Origin of the sequence: Streptococcus sanguinis (genome assembly GCF_003943655.1) — a bacterium.
GTDB classification, from domain to species: domain Bacteria; phylum Bacillota; class Bacilli; order Lactobacillales; family Streptococcaceae; genus Streptococcus; species Streptococcus sanguinis_F.
Genome location: NZ_RJMM01000027.1, coordinates 1 through 18,768 on the forward strand (window position 1 = coordinate 1; position 18,768 = coordinate 18,768).

The following is an 18,768-nucleotide window of genomic DNA, read 5'->3' on the forward strand; positions in this document are numbered from 1 at the left end:
TTTATTTGAATTAACTAATTTTGCTTTTGCAGTATTTTTGAATCTTTCTAGTCTGAATTTACAGGATTTTGTCCTTAGCAGTCTAGTACCAACTATACTCATAAATAGCTTGATATTCCTCATTTTTCAGCCTATTTTCGAAAAAATATATTTATGATAAACAAGAAATAAAAATGTAACAAATGCGTAACATATGATACGGTATTTTCTGGTATACTAGATAATGTCTTATAAGAAGGAGTGTATTATTTTTATGAAGAAAAAACTACTCACATCAATTTTATTGAGTACAGTTATCCTTTCACAAGGAGCTGCACTTGTGAGCGTTAAAGCGGAGACAACTGATGAAAAGATTGCTGCACAAGATAGCAAGATTAATAGTTTGACAGAGCAACAACAATCAGCTCAGGCACAAGTCAACGAGATTCAAGGCCAAGTATCTGCTATTCAAAAGCAACAAGAAGAGCTTAAAGCAGAAAATGAAAAATTGTCTGCTGAATCTGCAAGACTTTCTGCTGAGATTGATGAACTGTCTAAAAATATTGTAGCTCGTAATGAGTCACTTGCAAATCAAGCGCGCAGTGCCCAAACAAACGGAACTGCTACTAGCTACATCAATACAGTTGTAAATTCTAGCTCTATCACAGAAGCTATCTCTCGTGTAGCAGCTATGAGCGAAATCGTTTCAGCAAATAACAAGATGCTGGAACAACAAAAGAAAGATAAAGAAGCAATTGCTGAAAAGCAAGTTGCGAATAACGAAGCTATTAATACTGTTATTGCCAACCAAGAAAAGTTAGCTGATGATGAGCAAACTTTGGCAACAAAACAAGCAGAGCTGAAAGCAGCTCAAGCAAGCCTTGCGGCTGAAAAAGCAACTGCTGAAGGTGAAAAGAATAGTTTACTTGAACAGAAAGCGGCAGCTGAAAAAGCAGCAGCTGAAGCAGCAGCTCGTGAAGCAGCTTATAAAGCGGAGCAAGAAGCACAACGTCAAGCAGTTGAAGCTTCAGGTAACACTACTCTGCAAGCTCAGGTCCAAGCAGTTGTTAATTCACCTTCATCTTCTGAAGCACCAGCTACGGCAGCACCTGCAGTGACTCAATCAGTTGCCCGTGCAAATAGACCAGTTTATAGCTCATCTGCCTCTTCTTATCCAGTAGGTCAATGTACTTGGGGTGCTAAGACATTAGCTCCTTGGGCTGGCGATTACTGGGGTAATGGTGGACAATGGTCAGCAAGCGCAGCAGCAGCAGGCTTCCGTGTTGGTTCACAGCCAGAGGTCGGAGCAATTGCATGTTGGACTGACGGTGGATACGGACACGTTGCAGTAGTAACAGCTGTTCAATCTACTACAAGCATCCAAGTATCAGAAGCAAACTACCTTGGACAACAATCAATCGGTAACTACCGTGGATGGTTTAACCCAACAACTGCACAAGGTACAGTTTCATATATCTATCCGAACTAATCAGTAAAAAGCGCCTCTGGCGTTTTTTATTTTTAATTGAAAAATCAACTGAAAAAAGTTACAATGGTAGTTGGGAAAAGTTGTAATTGGACAATGAAAGACGATTTAGAATCTGGAGGGAATCATGTCTTTTTCTGATTTAAAACTCTTTGCTCTTTCTTCTAATCAAGAATTAGCGCAGCGTGTTGCTCAAGAGATTGGATTGCCACTTGGGAAATCAACTGTCCGTCAGTTCTCTGATGGAGAGATTCAAGTGAATATTGAAGAATCTATTCGCGGGAAACACGTCTTTATTTTGCAGTCTACCAGCTCGCCAGTAAATGATAATTTGATGGAAATCTTGATTATGGTAGATGCTTTGAAGCGGGCTAGCGCTGAATCCATCAATGTTGTCATGCCTTACTATGGCTATGCTCGACAGGATCGCAAGGCTAGAGCTCGTGAGCCAATTACATCTAAATTAGTTGCTAATATGTTGGAAATTGCTGGTGTGGATCGGATGCTAACTATTGACTTGCACGCAGCGCAAATACAGGGCTTCTTTGATATTCCAGTAGATCACTTGATGGGTGCACCTTTGATTGCTGATTACTTTGAGCGCCGTAATATGACAGGGGGCGACTATGTGGTAGTCAGTCCTGACCATGGTGGTGTGAGTCGTGCCCGTAAGTTAGCAGAGTTTCTGAAAACCCCGATTGCGATTATTGATAAGCGTCGCAGTGTGGACAAGATGAATAGCAGCGAAGTCATGAACATTATCGGTAAGGTAGAAGGAAAAACCTGTATCCTGATTGATGATATGATTGATACAGCGGGAACTATCTGTCATGCGGCTGATGCTCTCGCTGAGGCGGGGGCTGTAGAAGTCTATGCTAGCTGTACGCATCCAGTCTTGTCTGGTCCGGCTATGGATAATATCCAAAAGTCGGCGATTAAAAAATTGGTTGTGTTGGATACGATTTATCTACCTCAAGAGCGCTTGATTGATAAGATTGATCAGATTTCCATTGCGCACCTTTTAGGGGAAGCCATTGTCCGTATTCATGAGAAACGGCCGCTGTCACCCTTGTTTGAAATAGGGAAAAAATAATCTGATATGTATGGCTGGGAAGTTTGATTCCTAGCTTCTTTTTATTTCATTCCTACTTTTTTTTAAAAAATCTAACATCAACTTTGGAAGATGGCTCAAACTACTTGATATTTCAAATATAAATAAATGACCATTTAAATAGTTGGTAAATTGACAATTTGTCTTATCCCTTGGTATTCTTTGATTTTAGAAATTTTTATGTAGTAAAATTCTTGACTTTTTTTAGAGTTCGAACTATACTTAATAGTAGGTAATATTAGGTAACGGGGAGTTACAATTATTTTTGAAAAGTAAAGAGGAGATGAGATAATGAAAAAGGTTTTACTTTCAAGTGCTGTAGCCCTTTCTCTTTTTGCGGCTGCTGCACCAGTATTTGCTGAGGGTACAGGCAGTCTTTGGGTTAATGACATTGATAATAATGAAGTTCCCCAAGGGAGTACGGACGCAGAATCCAGCAAAGTTATGGATGAACTGCAGGCCTATAGAGACGCACAATCAGCTCTGGATCAGCAAGTTGCTGAAGCTAAGAAAGCTCCAGTTGGTAAAAGTGCAGTGATGGAGGATCAGGCTGGTAACAAAGTTCTTGTTATTGGTGAAGGAGAGTCGGCTAATGCAGATCAGTCTTCAGCGACACCGTCTACTACAGATCCATCTACACCGGCTTATTCGGCAGCACCTTACTCCACAGCCTCTTCATCAGTTCCGACTTTTCCGGTACCGTCTCAATCTTCGGCGGCATCCTCTTCAGCAGCAGGTAAAAAGAGGACTAAAAAATCAGAAAATAAAGCAAAAAAAGCTCCGGAAGTAAAAGAAGAAAACAAGGAAAATGAGGAAAACTCTGAAGACAAGTCACTTCCTAAAACAAGTGCAGTCAAATAATTTTGTCTTTAATTTGTGCTAACGCCTAAATATCACTGAGCCTTCGTTCGGTGATATTTTTTATCAAAAATGAAAAATAAAGGATTTTTAAATTATGCAAGAAAAAGATAGGAGTCAAGCTTCGAATAAGAAACAGCTCCTTGTTGTTGGCATCTGCCTCCTGTTGATTGTTCTGGTTATTTTTTCTGTTTTTTATGCTTTCCGTTCTTCAGGAACAGGCAGTAAGCCTCGAGTTTCGCCTCCCAGCAGGATTGAAACATCAAGCTCTTCTACAGCAGACTCCAGTCAGACAGAAAAGGATTATTTAGCAGAGCGTTTTGCTAAACTGAAGGCTGTGAATTCAGAAACGATAGGCTATGTCTATGCTCCTGGTACACAGCTGGATGAGCCAGTGGTGCAAACGAAAGATAATGCGACTTATCTGCTGAAGACCTTTGAAGGCAATCATGAGCCTTATATGGGTGCGGTCTTTATGGATAAGGACAATCATAAAGATTTCAGTGATCGTCTGACTTGGCTTTTCGGGCATGCTCGGGGCAGCAAGGCAGGAGATCATCGCATGTTTAATGATGTCAACTACTATGATCGTCAGGATTATTTTGACAAACATAGATATGTCGTGATTGAGACTCCTGAGCGTAAGTATTATTATCAAGCTATGGGACTGGTCATCGTGCCGGAAGAGACGGCTTTTTATCGGACGGAGTTTAAGGATGACGAGGACTTTACAACTCAGCTTAGAAATATCTATGAAGCTGCTCGTACTAAGGATCCAGAGATGAAGATTAAGGCGAGTGACCGGTATTTGGTTCTTTCAACCTGTCGTGAGGAAGATGATACGATTCGTTCTAACCTTTATTTGCGGCAGATTCCTGATTCAGAACTGCCAGATTTTCTGGCCAAGCATGGCAAGGAATTGACCTATACTCCGACTCGTTGATTGGCCAGTCACGTGAGATGTGGCTATATCCATTATTTGCCAGTAAAGAATTTTAAGGCAAGGAAAAAGGGACTGAGTGCAAGCTTAGTCCTTTTTCTGCATGGGAAATCATGTAATAGCTTTTGCTATGCTTCTGCATTTATAGTATAATAGTTCTATTGAGCGGCTGGAGGTATGTATGGATTTAAGTAAGAAATTTAATAAAAACTTAGGAAAAATAGAAATTTCGCTGATTCGTCAGTTTGATCAATCGATTTCTGCAATTCCTGGGGTTCTTCGGCTGACCTTAGGAGAGCCGGATTTTACGACACCGGATCATATCAAAGAAGCGGCCAAGGCAGCGATTGATGCTAATCAAAGCCACTACACTGGTATGAGCGGTCTCTTGGAGCTGCGTCAGGCGGCCAGCAGCTTTGTGAAAGAAAAGTACAATCTGTACTATCGCCCAGAAGATGAGGTCTTGGTCACTATTGGGGCAACAGAGGCCTTATCGGCTACACTGACAGCCATTCTAGAAGAAGGAGACAAGGTTTTGCTGCCAGCTCCTGCTTATCCAGGCTATGAGCCCATTGTCAATCTAGTAGGGGCGGAGATTGTCGAGATTGATACAACGGCCAATAACTTTGTCCTCACTCCAGAGATGCTGGAAGCGGCTATTTTAGAACAGGGCGAGCAGCTAAAAGCGGTCATTCTTAATTATCCAGCCAATCCGACCGGCGTGACTTATTCGCGAGAGCAGATAAAAGCTCTGGCGGATGTCCTGGGAAAATACCAAGTCTTTGTGGTCTGCGATGAGGTCTATTCTGAGCTGACCTATACAGAGCAGGGGCATGTCTCCATCGCGGAGTATCTGCCAGAGCAAACCATCGTTATCAACGGCCTGTCTAAGTCTCATGCCATGACTGGCTGGCGGTTGGGCTTTATCTTTGCTCCAGCAGTTTTCACTGCCCAGCTGATTAAGAGCCATCAGTATCTAGTAACAGCGGCCAATACTATGGCTCAGTTTGCAGGCATTGAAGCTCTGACAGTTGGGAAAGATGATGCGGAACCAATGAAGGCTGAGTATATCCAGCGTCGCGATTATATCATAGAGAAAATGGCAGAGTTAGGCTTTAAGATCATCAAACCAGACGGGGCCTTTTATATTTTTGCTAAGATACCAGATGGTTATAATCAAGATTCTTTCGCCTTTCTGCAGGATTTTGCAGAGAAGAAGGCTGTGGCCTTTATCCCGGGGGCGGCTTTTGGTCAATACGGGGAAGGCTATATCCGCCTGTCCTACGCGGCTAGTATGGAGACGATTCAAGAAGCTCTGAAACGCCTCAAGGACTACATGGAGGACTATGCTTAAATCTCTAACAAGTCAAGGTCTGGTTCTCTATAACCGCAATTTCCGTGAGGATGATAAGCTGGTCAAGATTTTTACGGAACAGGCTGGCAAGCGTATGTTTTTCGTCAAGCATGCTGGTAAATCCAAGCTAGCACCCGTCATTCAGCCTTTGACTGCGGCGAACTTGCTGATGAAAGTCAATGATGATGGTCTTAGCTATATTGAGGATTATCAGGATGTAGTCACCTATCATCGCATCAATGAGGACTTGTTCATCATGTCTTATGCCAGTTATGTGGCAGCCTTGGCAGATGCCAGTCTTCAGGACAATCAGCCGGATCCGGCTCTCTTTGCCTTTCTGCAGAAAACCCTGGAGCTGATGAATAATGGTCTGGACTATGAGGTGCTGACCAATATCTTTGAGATTCAGATTTTGTCACGTTTTGGAGTTTCACTGAACTTCCATGACTGTGCTTTTTGTCATCGGACGGGTCTGCCTTTTGACTTCTCTTTCAAATATAGCGGAGTTCTTTGCCCTGACCATTACCATCAAGATGAACGGCGCTGTCATCTCAATCCCAATCTTCTTTTTCTGCTGGACCAATTTCAGGCGGTCCGCTTTAGCGAATTGGAGACCATTTCTTTGAAGCCAGATATTAAAAAGCAGCTGCGGGATTTTATTGACCTGCTCTATGATGAATATGTCGGCATCCATCTCAAATCCAAAAAATTTATAGATTCTCTGGGGGACTGGGGAAGTATTTTAAAAGATAAGAACGAGGAATAAATCGAATGAAAAAAATAGCTGTTGATGCTATGGGAGGGGACAATGCCCCTCAGGCTCTGGTGGAAGGAGCCAATCAGGCGGTACAGGAGTTTTCGGATATTGAAATTCTCCTTTATGGTGATGAGGCGAAAATCAAGCCTTATCTGACTGCTGGTGAGCGGGTCCGCATCATCCACACGGAGGAAAAGATTGACTCGGACGACGAGCCGACCAAGGCCATCCGCCAAAAGAAAGAGGCTAGCATGGTGCTGGCAGCCAAGGCTGTCAAGGCTGGGGAAGCAGATGCCATGCTGTCGGCTGGGAATACTGGAGCGCTTTTGGCAGCAGGTTTCTTTATCGTGGGGCGTATCAAGAACATTGACCGACCGGGGCTCTTATCTACTATGCCAACGGTTGGTGGTCAGGGATTTGATATGCTGGATTTGGGAGCCAATGCTGAAAACACAGCCCATCATTTACACCAGTATGCGACTTTGGGTTCTTTCTATGCTGAAAATGTCCGAGGAATCAAGAAGCCGCGGGTAGGTCTCTTGAATAACGGAACAGAAAGCAGCAAGGGCGACCCTCTGCGCAAGGAAGCCTACGAGCTTCTGGCCGGAGATTCAACACTGAACTTTATCGGCAATGTGGAAGCGCGTGATTTGATGGATGATGTAGCGGATGTTGTCGTTGCAGATGGCTTTACTGGTAATGCTGTTCTGAAATCAATCGAAGGAACTGCTATCAGTATCATGGGTCAGCTGAAGAAGTCTATTTTAGGCGGTGGTTTCAAGGCTAAATTGGGAGCTTGGCTGCTCAAGGATAGCCTGCGAGGGCTCAAGAATAGTCTGGACTATTCTAGTGCAGGCGGTGCAGTTCTATTCGGCTTGAAAGCACCTGTTGTCAAAACGCATGGTTCTAGCGATGCTAAGGCTGTTTATAGCACGATTCGTCAGATTCGGACCATGCTGGAAACGGATGTTGTTGGTAAATCGGTCATTGAATTTTCAGATGCAAAGGAGTAACCATGAGCGAAAAAGAAATTTATGCAAAAATTGTCGAAATCATTCAAGAACATGACAGCAGCAAGCTGCATATCACTCCGGAACTGAGCTTGAAAGAGGAGCTGGGAGTGGACTCTGTTGATTTGATGGAATTTATCATCAATCTGGAAGAAGCTTTTGATATTGAGATTCCTGATGAGGATATGGATAACTTCAAAACAATTTCCGATGTGGTGACTTATATCCATGAGAAACTGAAGAAGCAACATTAAAAATCAAAGATCGGTATCTCCCGGTCTTTTTTCGTATCTTGGAAAGGAAACGACTTCTTTAACTGGATACAGAAAGTTTATACGGAATTTCTTGTAAANTGTATTCAAAGATGATAAAATGAGGGTATAAAACCACGAAAGGCGAATATTAAAATGTCTAATAAGTTATTATATTCGGGAAAAGCTAAGGATATTTTCTCTACAGATGATGAGCAAGTCATTCTGGCGCGCTACAAGGACCAGGCAACGGCCTTTAATGGAGTCAAGAAGGAGCAGATTGCANGTAAAGGAGTGCTCAATAACCAGATTTCATCTTTTATTTTTGAGAAACTCAATGCAGCTGGTGTGGCGACGCATTTTATTGAGAAGGTTTCGGATACGGACCAGCTCAATAAAAAAGTGGAGATTATTCCTTTGGAAGTGGTGCTGCGCAACTACACAGCGGGTTCTTTTTCCAAACGTTTTGGAGTAGAAGAGGGCATCGCGCTTGAAACTCCGATTGTGGAATTTTACTACAAAAATGATGATTTGGACGATCCTTTTATCAATGACGAACATGTGAAATTCTTGAAGATTGCCAGCGACCAAGAAATTGCCTTTTTGAAAGAGGAGACTCGTCGGATCAATGAGCTCTTGTCAGACTGGTTCCGCCAAATCGGATTGAAATTGATTGATTTCAAGTTAGAGTTCGGCTTTGACAAAGATGGTAAGATTATTCTGGCGGACGAATTTTCACCAGATAACTGCCGCCTCTGGGATGCGGAAGGCCATCACATGGACAAGGACGTTTTCCGACGTGGCCTTGGTGAACTGACAGATGTCTATCAGGTTGTTTGGGAAAAATTGCAGGCGATTAAGTAAGGACAGGGTGTGAAAAATCATGGACAAGCGTATTTTTGTAGAGAAGAAGAGTAACTTCGGTGTGAAGTCACAGAGCTTGGTGAGAGAGCTGACGCACAATCTTCAGTTGAAAACATTGTCAGATCTTCGGATGATTCAAGTTTACGATGTCTTTCATCTGGCAGAAGATTTGGTTGATCGTGCTGAAAAGCATATTTTCTCCGAACAGGTGACAGATAGATTGCTGGCAGAAGAGGAAGTAGATGCTGCACTTGCAGAGACAGCGTTTTTTGCCATCGAAGCACTGCCGGGTCAGTTTGACCAGAGGGCAGCTAGCTCTCAGGAGGCCCTCTTTTTGCTCGGCGCTGGGACAGATGTTCTGGTGAGGACAGCTCAGCTTTATTTGGTCAATAAAGACATCTCAGACAGCGAGTTGACAGCCATCAAGAAATACTTGCTGAATCCTGTTGATTCACGCTTTAAAGATATTGAGCAGCCTATCCAGCTGGAGCAATTCTCTGAGTCTGACAAGACTATTACGGTTCTGGATTTCTTTAAGGACTATACAGAAGCGGACTTTAAAGCCTACAAGCAGGAGCATGGTCTGGCTATGGAAGTGGCAGACTTGCTCTTTATTCAGGACTATTTCAAGTCGATTGGCCGTTTCCCGACAGAAACAGAGCTCAAGGTTCTGGACACTTACTGGTCCGACCACTGTCGACATACGACCTTTGAGACGGAGTTGAAGAAGATTGATTTTTCGGCTTCTAAGTTTGAAAAGCAGCTGCAGGCTACTTATGATAAATATTTGGCTATGCGCGATGAGCTGGGCCGTGGGGACAAACCGCAGACCCTCATGGATATGGCGACTATTTTTGGTCGTTATGAGCGAGCCAATGGCCGTCTGGATGACATGGAAGTGTCTGATGAAATCAATGCCTGCTCAGTAGAGATTGAAGTGGATGTGGATGGTGTCAAGGAGCCTTGGCTGCTGATGTTTAAAAATGAAACTCACAACCACCCAACAGAAATTGAGCCCTTTGGTGGGGCTGCGACTTGTATCGGAGGAGCCATTCGTGATCCGCTTTCTGGCCGTTCTTATGTTTATCAGGCTATGCGGATTTCTGGTGCGGGGGATATTACCCAACCGATTGCTGAAACGCGGGCTGGCAAGCTTCCTCAGCAGGTCATTTCAAAAACTGCAGCGCATGGCTATTCTTCTTACGGGAATCAAATTGGTCTAGCAACGACCTATGTTCGTGAGTATTTCCATCCAGGCTTTGTAGCCAAGCGGATGGAGCTAGGTGCAGTTGTTGGAGCAGCTCCTAAGGAAAATGTTGTCCGTGAAAAGCCAGCAGCGGGTGATGTGGTTATCTTGCTGGGAGGCAAGACGGGCCGTGATGGTGTCGGCGGTGCCACTGGCTCGTCCAAGGTGCAGACTGCTGCGTCTGTGGAGACGGCTGGCGCGGAAGTACAAAAAGGAAATGCTATTGAGGAGCGCAAGATTCAGCGCCTCTTCCGCGATGGCAATGTGACTCGCCTCATCAAGAAATCAAATGACTTTGGGGCTGGCGGTGTCTGTGTGGCTATTGGTGAATTGGCAGATGGGCTGGAAATTGACCTTGACAAGGTACCGCTCAAATACCAAGGACTTAACGGTACAGAAATCGCGATTTCTGAGTCGCAGGAGCGGATGGCAGTAGTGGTCCGCCCAGAAGATGTCGAACAATTTATCGCTGCAGCAGCTAAGGAAAATCTGTTGGCAGTCGTTGTTGCAAAAGTGACAGAAAAGCCAAATCTTGTCATGCACTGGAACGGGGAAACCATCGTCGATATTGAGCGGAGTTTTCTGGACACCAACGGTGTGCGTGTGGTTGTGGATGCCAAGGTTGTGGATACCCAAGCAGCATTGCCAGGGCAGACAGTGACTTCTGAAGCGACTTTGGAGAAGGACCTCAAGAGCTTGCTCAGCGACCTCAATCATACCAGTCAAAAGGGGCTGCAGACAATCTTTGACAGCTCTGTTGGCCGCTCTACTGTCAATCATCCAATTGGCGGGCGCTACCAAATCACACCGACTGAGGCTTCTGTGCAGAAACTGCCAGTGGAGCACGGCAAGACTGAGACAGTATCTGTGATGGCGCAGGGCTACAATCCTTATGTGGCAGCTTGGTCACCTTATCATGGCGCAGCTTATGCAGTGATTGAAGCGACAGCTCGCTTGGTTGCTGCTGGTTCGGACTGGTCCAAGGCTCGCTTCTCTTATCAGGAATACTTCGAGCGGATGGACAAGCAGGCTGAGCGTTTTGGTCAGCCAGTATCTGCGTTGCTTGGTTCGATTGAAGCACAGATTCAGCTCGGTTTGCCGTCTATTGGTGGCAAGGATTCTATGAGCGGAACTTTTGAAGAATTGACCGTACCACCGACCTTGGTAGCTTTTGGCGTGACTACTTCTACTGCTGGGCGCATCCTGTCTCCAGAGTTTAAGGCGGCAGGAGAGTCTATCTACTATCTGCCAGGACAGATCCTGTCACAAGATATTGACTTTGACTTAATCAAGAATAACTTTGAAAATTTTGCGGATATTCAGGCTAAGTATCAGATTACAGCAGCCTCCGCTGTCAAATACGGTGGCCTAGCAGAGAGTCTGGCCTTGATGAGCTTTGGTAATCGTATTGGTGCCCAAGTGAATATTGCTGACCTGCCTTCCGTTTTGCAGGCGCAGTTGGGCGGATTTGTCTTTACCAGTCCGGAGCAGGATATTCCAGTTGCAGTGAAGATTGGTCAGACCAAGCCAGACTTTACACTGATGGTCAATGGTGTCCAGCTTGAGGGAGCAGAGCTTTTGGCAAGCTTTGAAGGCCGACTAGAGCCTATCTATCCAACAGAATTTAAACAGGAAACAGTTATTGAGGAAGTGCCAGCTCTTGTCGCTGATACAGTTATCAAAGCCAAAGAGACAGTGGCGGAGCCGCTGGTTTATATTCCAGTCTTCCCTGGAACCAACTCAGAATACGACTCAGCCAAAGCCTTTGAAGCAGCTGGAGCCAAGGTCAATCTAGTTCCATTCGTTACTTTGGATGAAGCAGCCATTGTCAAGTCTGTTGACAGTATGGTTGACAACATTGACAAGTCCAATATCATCTTCTTTGCAGGTGGTTTCTCTGCTGCAGATGAGCCAGATGGATCAGCTAAGTTTATCGTCAACATCCTGCTCAATGAGAAGGTCAAGAAAGCCATTGATGCTTTCATCGCTCGCGGCGGCCTCATCATTGGTATCTGTAATGGCTTCCAGGCTCTGGTTAAATCTGGTCTTCTTCCTTACGGAAATTTCGAAGATGCAGGTGCCAGCAGTCCAACTCTCTTTTACAATGATGCCAACCAGCACGTGGCCAAGATGGTTGAAACCCGCATTGCCAATACCAACTCGCCTTGGCTGGCTGGTGTGCAAGTGGGAGATATCCATGTCATTCCGGTTTCACATGGTGAAGGGAAATTTGTCGTGACGGCTGAGGAATTTGCTGAACTGCGTGACAATGGTCAGATTTGGAGTCAGTACGTAGACTTTGATGGTCAGCCAAGCATGGACAGTAAGTATAATCCAAACGGCTCTCTCTATGCTATCGAAGGAATTATGAGCAAGAACGGCCAAATCATTGGCAAGATGGGCCACTCAGAGCGTTATGAAGACGGACTTTTCCAAAATATTCCAGATCAGAAAGACCAGAAATTGTTTGAAAGCGCCGTTCGTTATTTCCAAGCGAGTCACGAATAAAGTTGGCTTGCAAAAGCAAGCAATCAAAAAAGGAGTCTGCTTGGCCTGAAAGGCCAGGTTTTCTCCCTTTTACAAGACAAAAGAATTTAGGTAAAACAATGACATACGAAGTAAAGTCACTGAATGAAGAGTGCGGTATTTTTGGAATCTGGGGCCATCCACAGGCGGCTCAGGTCACCTATTTCGGACTCCATAGTCTGCAGCACCGCGGTCAGGAAGGAGCTGGTATCCTGTCAAACGACCATGGAAAGCTCAAACGCCACCGAGATTTGGGATTGGTTGCAGAGGTTTTTAGAAACCCAGCAGATTTGGATAATCTGACAGGAGAAGCAGCTATCGGCCATGTCCGCTATGCGACGTCTGGTGGAGCCTCTATTAACAATGTCCAGCCTTTCTTCTTCAGTTTCTATGATATGCAGATGGGTTTGGCGCATAATGGCAATCTGACCAATGCCCATTCACTGAGACGGGAGTTGGAAAAGAAGGGTTCCATCTTTGCCAGCTCGTCTGATACGGAAATTCTCATGCACTTGATTCGCCATAGTAAGCAGGAAAGTTTCTTAGATAAGCTCAAGGAATCCTTGAGACGAGTTCAGGGCGGCTTTGCCTATCTCATCATGAGAGAGGACAAGCTCTACGCTGCGCTGGATCCTAATGGCTTTCGTCCTCTGTCCATCGGTCGCATGAAAAATGGGGCCTGGGTCGTTTCCAGTGAAACCTGTGCTTTTGAAGTGGTGGGTGCTGAATGGGTGCGCGACCTTGAGCCAGGGGAAATCGTGATTATCGATGATGAAGGCGTGACCTATGACAGCTATACGACAGATGCCCAGCTGGCTATTTGCTCAATGGAATATGTCTATTTCGCTCGGCCGGATAGCGTTATTCACGGGGTCAATGTCCATGCAGCCCGCAAACGGATGGGCCGCAGGCTGGCTCAAGAATTCCAACATGAGGCGGATATCGTTGTCGGTGTGCCTAATTCTTCCCTGTCAGCGGCCTCTGGCTTTTCCGAAGAGTCTGGCCTACCAAATGAAATGGGCCTGATTAAAAATCAATACATCCAACGGACTTTTATCCAACCGACGCAGGAGTTGCGAGAGCAAGGAGTTCGTATGAAATTATCTGCTGTTTCCAGCATTGTCAAGGGCAAGCGTGTGGTCATGGTGGATGATTCTATTGTGCGGGGAACAACCAGCCGACGTATCGTCCAGCTCCTACGAGATGCAGGTGCAGCTGAAGTCCATGTGGCTATCGGCAGTCCAGAACTAAAATATCCATGTTTCTACGGTATTGATATTCAGAATCGACGCGAGCTCATCTCGGCCAATCATACGGTTGATGAGGTTTGTGAAATTATCGGAGCTGACAGCCTGACCTACCTGTCGCTGGAAGGTCTCATTGAATCAGTTGGTATTGAGACGGACGCTCCGAATGGCGGACTTTGTGTGGCTTACTTTGACGGTCAGTACCCAACTCCGCTCTATGACTATGAAGAGCGCTATCTGGAAAGCCTGAAGGAGAAGACGAGTTTTTATTGAGAGGTAGATAAGGTTTGATAAATGAGGACAAACTAGCTAATTTTTTGCTTTATCTTGAAAATCAATCAGAAAAAGATTTTTCAAAATGGCTCACTGGTGTAAATATTTTTGAGATTCTTGGAATAGAAAGTGCAGAAATCCGTCATAGCCGAGTCCTAGCATGGTTGCTTGATCCAAGAGAAAATCATTATTTAAAAGATAAATTTTTGAAAAAATTTTTACTTAAAGTTATTCAGAATAATTTAGTAGTACCTGAGATAGAAACAACAGAGGTGTTATTGAAAGACTTTTCTAAAGGGGAAGTTTTTAGAGAAAGTAAAAATAATATTGATATTCTATTTTCTAACTCGGAGTATAAATTTAATCTTATCATTGAAAATAAAATATTTACTTCTGATCATGATAATCAACTTACAAAGTATCGAACATTTGTTGAGAATTCCTATGTTGGATACCGGAATATATATATTTACTTGACGCCTAATGGAGATAGTCCAGTAGATGCTAGTATTGAGGAAAGAAATTATTGGAAGTTACTTTCTTACAAAGAAGTTTCAGACATTTTAGAAGAGTTATTCCACGATGATAGTACTGATGATAAAGTAGCTTATATTATCAAAGAATACAATGACAATATTAGGAGAAATATTTTGAATGATTTAGAGTTGAAAGAATTGAGTGCAGAAATTTATTTTAAATACAAGGAAATTTTGGATCTTATTATTGATAATCGACCCACTACCAGCGTTTTTCGTGAAAAACTTATTGAGATTCTAAATAGTCTAAGCGAGCAGAATAGATTAATATTTAACGAAAAATATTGCTCTAAAACTTTTTTGCGATTTAGGACAAAACAGCTAGATGATTTTTTAGAGAATGTTATTAATGATAATAATAGAGAATGGTTAACAGGTTCGTCATATTTTTATGAAATTACTTACGATAATTTTCAGGCCGCTGTATATCTATCTATTTCTTTAAAGAATCAGACAGAAGTTCAGTCTAAGAAGTTGGCTACGGTAACTCATAGTAGTTATAGTAAATATGGATTTAATACATCAAATAGATTTTTAAGTTTTGATGCTTCTGAAGAAAATTTATTGCTTACAGAGACATTCAATAGTTTAATCAAATTCTTACATGAGAATCTTCAACAGATTGATGAATTTGAAAAGGATTTAATTCTCAAGTGGACCGAGTACCAAAAGGAGGGATTGGAATGAGTAAAAATGCATACGCTCAATCCGGTGTGGATGTTGAAGCGGGTTACGAAGTTGTTGAGCGAATCAAAAAACATGTAGCACGTACAGAGCGGGCTGGCGTCATGGGGGCGCTGGGTGGCTTTGGCGGCATGTTCGACCTATCTCAGACTGGGGTCAAGGAGCCAGTGCTAATTTCTGGTACGGATGGGGTCGGAACCAAGCTCATGCTGGCCATTCAGTATGACAAACACGATACCATTGGGCAGGACTGTGTGGCTATGTGTGTCAACGACATCATCGCTGCAGGGGCTGAGCCTCTTTACTTCCTGGACTATATTGCCACTGGGAAAAATGAGCCAGCAAAGCTAGAGCAAGTTGTTGCCGGTGTGGCTGAAGGCTGCGTCCAGTCTGGAGCTGCTTTGATTGGTGGAGAAACCGCTGAAATGCCTGGCATGTACGGTGAAGATGACTATGACCTGGCTGGTTTTGCAGTTGGGGTTGCTGAGAAGTCAGAGATTATTGACGGCTCTAAAGTCGCTGAGGGTGATGTCCTTCTGGGATTGGCGTCAAGTGGCATCCATTCAAATGGTTATTCTCTCGTTCGTCGTGTCTTCGCAGACTACACTGGTGAAGAAGTCTTACCAGAATTGGAAGGTAAGCAACTTAAAGAAATCCTGCTTGAGCCGACTCGTATCTATGTCAAGGCTTTGCTGCCGCTGATTAAGGAAAAGCTGGTTCATGGGATTGCCCATATTACTGGTGGCGGTTTTATAGAAAATGTGCCCCGCATGTTTGCTGATGACTTGGCTGCTGAGATTGAAGAAGACAAGATTCCAGTCTTGCCGATTTTTAAGGCCCTAGAAACATATGGTCACATCAAGCACCAAGAAATGTTTGAAATCTTCAATATGGGGCTAGGGATGATTTTGGCCGTAGCTCCTGAAAATGTGAATCGTGTCAAAGAACTTCTTGACGAGCCTGTTTATGAAGTTGGCCGGATTGTCAAAAAAGAAAGTGAAAGTGTCCTTATCAAATGAAAAAAATTGCCGTTTTTGCTTCGGGCAATGGATCAAATTTCCAAGTGATTGCTGAGCAGTTTCCTGTTGAATTTGTCTTTTCAGACCATCGCGATGCCTATGTGCTCGGGCGGGCGGATAAGCTAGGTGTCAAAAGCTATGCCTTTGAGCTTAGAGAGTTTGACAGTAAGGCGGCTTACGAGCAAGCCATTGTAGACCTGCTTGATGAACACAAGATTGACTTGGTTTGCCTAGCAGGTTATATGAAAATTGTCGGGCCAACCTTGCTTAGTGCTTATGAAGGCCGTATCATCAATATCCACCCAGCCTATCTGCCCGAATTTCCAGGAGCTCATGGCATCGAGGATGCTTGGCAGGCTGGTGTCTCTGAAAGTGGCGTGACCATTCACTGGGTGGATTCGGGTGTTGACACTGGTAAGATTATCCAGCAAGTGCGCGTGCCGCGACTAGCTGATGATACGATTGAAAGTTTTGAAGAACGCATCCATGCCGCCGAGTATCAACTCTATCCTCAAGTGCTGGAGAGTTTAGGGGTGGGGAGAAGGTAAGAAGTAAATCAAGTTTTGATTGTGCAATATTGCTAGGAGAAAAAATGATTGAGCTGAAATTAGTAGATGAGAGCAGTTTTCAGGCAGTGCTGGATTTGAAAATATCTGAAGCTGATGAACGAGCACGTTTCGTAGCTCCAAATGTGCGCTCTTTAGCTGACGCATGGCTCTACCGGAAAAATGAAGATGTGTTTCCGATGGCAATCTATTGGGATGAGCAAGTGGTTGGCTTTCTTCTGCTGGAAATAGACAAGGATGAAGCGGAATACTTTATCTGGCGGATAATGATTGGTCAGCAGTACCAAGGAAGAGGTTATGGACGAAAAGCCTTGGAAGTTCTAATCAAAGAGGCTCATATGGATAGAGCTTGCAGTCATATTATTGCAGATTATGTGGTTGGAAATGAAAAAATGAAGCACCTGCTGACTAGTCTGGGTTTTCAGGAAACAGGATTTATAGAAGAAAATAACGAAGTCGCTATGCGCTTGGACCTAAAGAAAGAGGAATAGAATGACGAAAAAAGCCTTAATCAGTGTATCAGACAAGACAGGCATTGTAGAATTTGCGAAAGAGCTGAAAGCTCTGGGCTGGGATATCATCTCAACCGGTGGTACCAAGGTGGCTCTAGATAATGAAGGAGTGGGGACCATTGCTATCGATGATGTGACTGGTTTTCCAGAGATGATGGACGGCCGTGTCAAGACCCTCCATCCCAACATTCACGGGAGTCTCTTGGCTCGTCGGGACTTGGATAGCCACTTGCAAGCGGCCAAGGACAATCAGATTGAGCTCATTGACCTGGTCGTGGTGAACCTTTATCCTTTTAAAGAAACCATTCTCAAGCCAGGTGTAGAGTATGCGGATGCGGTGGAGAATATTGACATCGGTGGTCCATCAATGCTTCGCTCTGCGGCTAAAAACCATGCCAGCGTAACGGTTGTGGTAGATCCTGCTGACTATGCTGTGGTTTTGGACGAGTTGGCAGCAAATGGCCAAACGACCTATGAAACGCGGCAACGTTTGGCAGCTAAGGTTTTCCGTCACACAGCTGCTTATGATGCCTTAATTGCGGACTATTTCACGAATCAGGTGGGCGAAAGCAAGCCTGAGAAGCTGACCTTGACCTATGAGCTCAAGCAGCCCATGCGCTATGGGGAAAACCCTCAGCAGGATGCGGTTTTCTATCAGACTGCTTTGCCACTAGACTATTCCATCGCTTCCGCCAAGCAGCTGAATGGAAAAGAGTTGTCTTTCAACAACATTCGTGATGCGGATGCGGCCGTTCGGATTATTCGAGATTTTAAGGATCGACCAACTGTTGTGGCCCTGAAGCATATGAATCCTTGCGGTATTGGTCAGGCGGATGATATTGAGACAGCTTGGGACTATGCTTATGAGTCTGATCCAGTTTCTATTTTTGGAGGGATTGTTGTCCTCAACCGCGAAGTAGACGCTGCGACAGCTGAGAAGATGCACGGTATTTTTCTGGAAATTATCATCGCACCGAGCTACACGGCAGAAGCGCTAGCGATTTTGACCAATAAAAAGAAAAATTTGCGGATTTTGGAATTGGCTTTTGATGCTCAGGCAGCTTCTGGAGCCGAGAAGGAAGTGACTGGTGTTCTGGGTGGTCTCCTCGTGCAAAACCAAGATGTTATCGAGGAAAATCCAGCTGATTGGCAGGTCGTGACCAAGCGGCAGCCGAGTGAGCAGGAGCGTGTGGCTTTGGAATTTGCTTGGAAGTCCATCAAATATGTCAAATCCAACGGTATCATCATTACCAATGACCGTCAGGTGCTGGGAGTCGGTCCTGGTCAGACCAACCGTGTGGCTTCTGTCAAGATTGCTATTGAGCAGGCCAAAGAACGCCTTGACGGTGCTGCTCTGGCTTCTGATGCCTTCTTCCCCTTTGCAGACAATATCGAAGAAATCGCGGCAGCTGGTATCAGAGCTATCATCCAGCCGGGTGGATCCGTCCGTGATGAGGAATCTATTATCGCGGCTGACAAGCATGGCTTAACCATGATTTTCACTGGCGTACGGCATTTTAGGCATTAAGAAATAGAAAAAATCCTCGGC

At 44.4% G+C, this 18,768-nt stretch carries 16 protein-coding genes and 1 pseudogene; all 17 read left to right on the top strand.

Features of this window, described 5'->3' with window-relative positions; genetic code table 11:
• Positions 1-157 (top strand): annotated as a pseudogene (locus tag D8886_RS09825) (rod shape-determining protein MreD); the annotation flags it as partial.
• A gap of 96 nt (positions 158-253) precedes the next feature.
• Positions 254-1,468 carry a peptidoglycan hydrolase PcsB gene (gene pcsB / locus D8886_RS09830; RefSeq protein WP_125435403.1) on the top strand — a complete coding sequence of 405 codons (1,215 nt, stop codon included), beginning with the start codon at positions 254-256 and terminating at the stop codon, positions 1,466-1,468.
• Positions 1,469-1,592: 124 nt separating this feature from the next.
• Positions 1,593-2,558, top strand: coding sequence for a ribose-phosphate diphosphokinase (locus D8886_RS09835; protein WP_002928639.1), 966 nt, complete (start codon positions 1,593-1,595; stop codon positions 2,556-2,558).
• Between the two features lie 309 nt (positions 2,559-2,867).
• Positions 2,868-3,437, top strand: coding sequence for a hypothetical protein (locus D8886_RS09840; RefSeq protein WP_002928640.1), 570 nt, complete (start codon positions 2,868-2,870; stop codon positions 3,435-3,437).
• Between the two features lie 94 nt (positions 3,438-3,531).
• Complete coding sequence (gene srtB, locus D8886_RS09845) at positions 3,532-4,377, top strand: class B sortase, LPKTxAVK-specific (protein WP_125435405.1); 846 nt, start codon at positions 3,532-3,534, stop codon at positions 4,375-4,377.
• 178 nt (positions 4,378-4,555) lie between these two features.
• Positions 4,556-5,728: a pyridoxal phosphate-dependent aminotransferase gene (locus D8886_RS09850; RefSeq protein ID WP_125435407.1), complete on the top strand. Its 1,173-nt coding sequence runs from the start codon at positions 4,556-4,558 to the stop codon at positions 5,726-5,728.
• On the top strand, positions 5,721-6,494 hold the full coding sequence (recO, locus tag D8886_RS09855; RefSeq protein WP_125435409.1) for a DNA repair protein RecO: 774 nt from the start codon (positions 5,721-5,723) through the stop codon (positions 6,492-6,494). The genes D8886_RS09850 and recO overlap by 8 nt, the downstream gene beginning before the upstream one ends.
• Positions 6,495-6,499: 5 nt before the next feature.
• On the top strand, positions 6,500-7,498 hold the full coding sequence (gene plsX / locus D8886_RS09860; protein ID WP_125435411.1) for a phosphate acyltransferase PlsX: 999 nt from the start codon (positions 6,500-6,502) through the stop codon (positions 7,496-7,498).
• A gap of 2 nt (positions 7,499-7,500) precedes the next feature.
• Positions 7,501-7,749, top strand: coding sequence for an acyl carrier protein (locus tag D8886_RS09865; RefSeq protein ID WP_125435413.1), 249 nt, complete (start codon positions 7,501-7,503; stop codon positions 7,747-7,749).
• 153 nt (positions 7,750-7,902) lie between these two features.
• A complete protein-coding gene (gene purC, locus D8886_RS09870) occupies positions 7,903-8,610 on the top strand; it encodes a phosphoribosylaminoimidazolesuccinocarboxamide synthase (RefSeq protein WP_125435415.1) in 708 nt (235 codons plus the stop codon).
• 19 nt (positions 8,611-8,629) lie between these two features.
• On the top strand, positions 8,630-12,364 hold the full coding sequence (locus D8886_RS09875; protein ID WP_125435417.1) for a phosphoribosylformylglycinamidine synthase: 3,735 nt from the start codon (positions 8,630-8,632) through the stop codon (positions 12,362-12,364).
• A 98-nt stretch (positions 12,365-12,462) separates the two neighbouring features.
• A complete protein-coding gene (gene purF, locus D8886_RS09880; RefSeq protein WP_125435419.1) occupies positions 12,463-13,902 on the top strand; it encodes an amidophosphoribosyltransferase in 1,440 nt (479 codons plus the stop codon).
• A gap of 14 nt (positions 13,903-13,916) precedes the next feature.
• Complete coding sequence (locus D8886_RS09885; protein ID WP_125435421.1) at positions 13,917-15,125, top strand: PDDEXK-like family protein; 1,209 nt, start codon at positions 13,917-13,919, stop codon at positions 15,123-15,125.
• A complete protein-coding gene (gene purM / locus D8886_RS09890; RefSeq protein WP_125435423.1) occupies positions 15,122-16,141 on the top strand; it encodes a phosphoribosylformylglycinamidine cyclo-ligase in 1,020 nt (339 codons plus the stop codon). Before D8886_RS09885 ends, purM begins: the two co-directional genes overlap by 4 nt.
• The gene (gene purN / locus D8886_RS09895; RefSeq protein WP_125435425.1) at positions 16,138-16,689 is read left to right on the top strand and encodes a phosphoribosylglycinamide formyltransferase; all 552 of its coding nucleotides are present in this window, start codon (positions 16,138-16,140) and stop codon (positions 16,687-16,689) included. Before purM ends, purN begins: the two co-directional genes overlap by 4 nt.
• 44 nt (positions 16,690-16,733) lie before the next feature.
• Positions 16,734-17,198: a GNAT family N-acetyltransferase gene (locus D8886_RS09900; RefSeq protein ID WP_125435427.1), complete on the top strand. Its 465-nt coding sequence runs from the start codon at positions 16,734-16,736 to the stop codon at positions 17,196-17,198.
• Position 17,199: 1 nt separating this feature from the next.
• The gene (purH, locus tag D8886_RS09905; protein WP_125435429.1) at positions 17,200-18,747 is read left to right on the top strand and encodes a bifunctional phosphoribosylaminoimidazolecarboxamide formyltransferase/IMP cyclohydrolase; all 1,548 of its coding nucleotides are present in this window, start codon (positions 17,200-17,202) and stop codon (positions 18,745-18,747) included.
• Positions 18,748-18,768 lie beyond the last annotated feature (21 nt).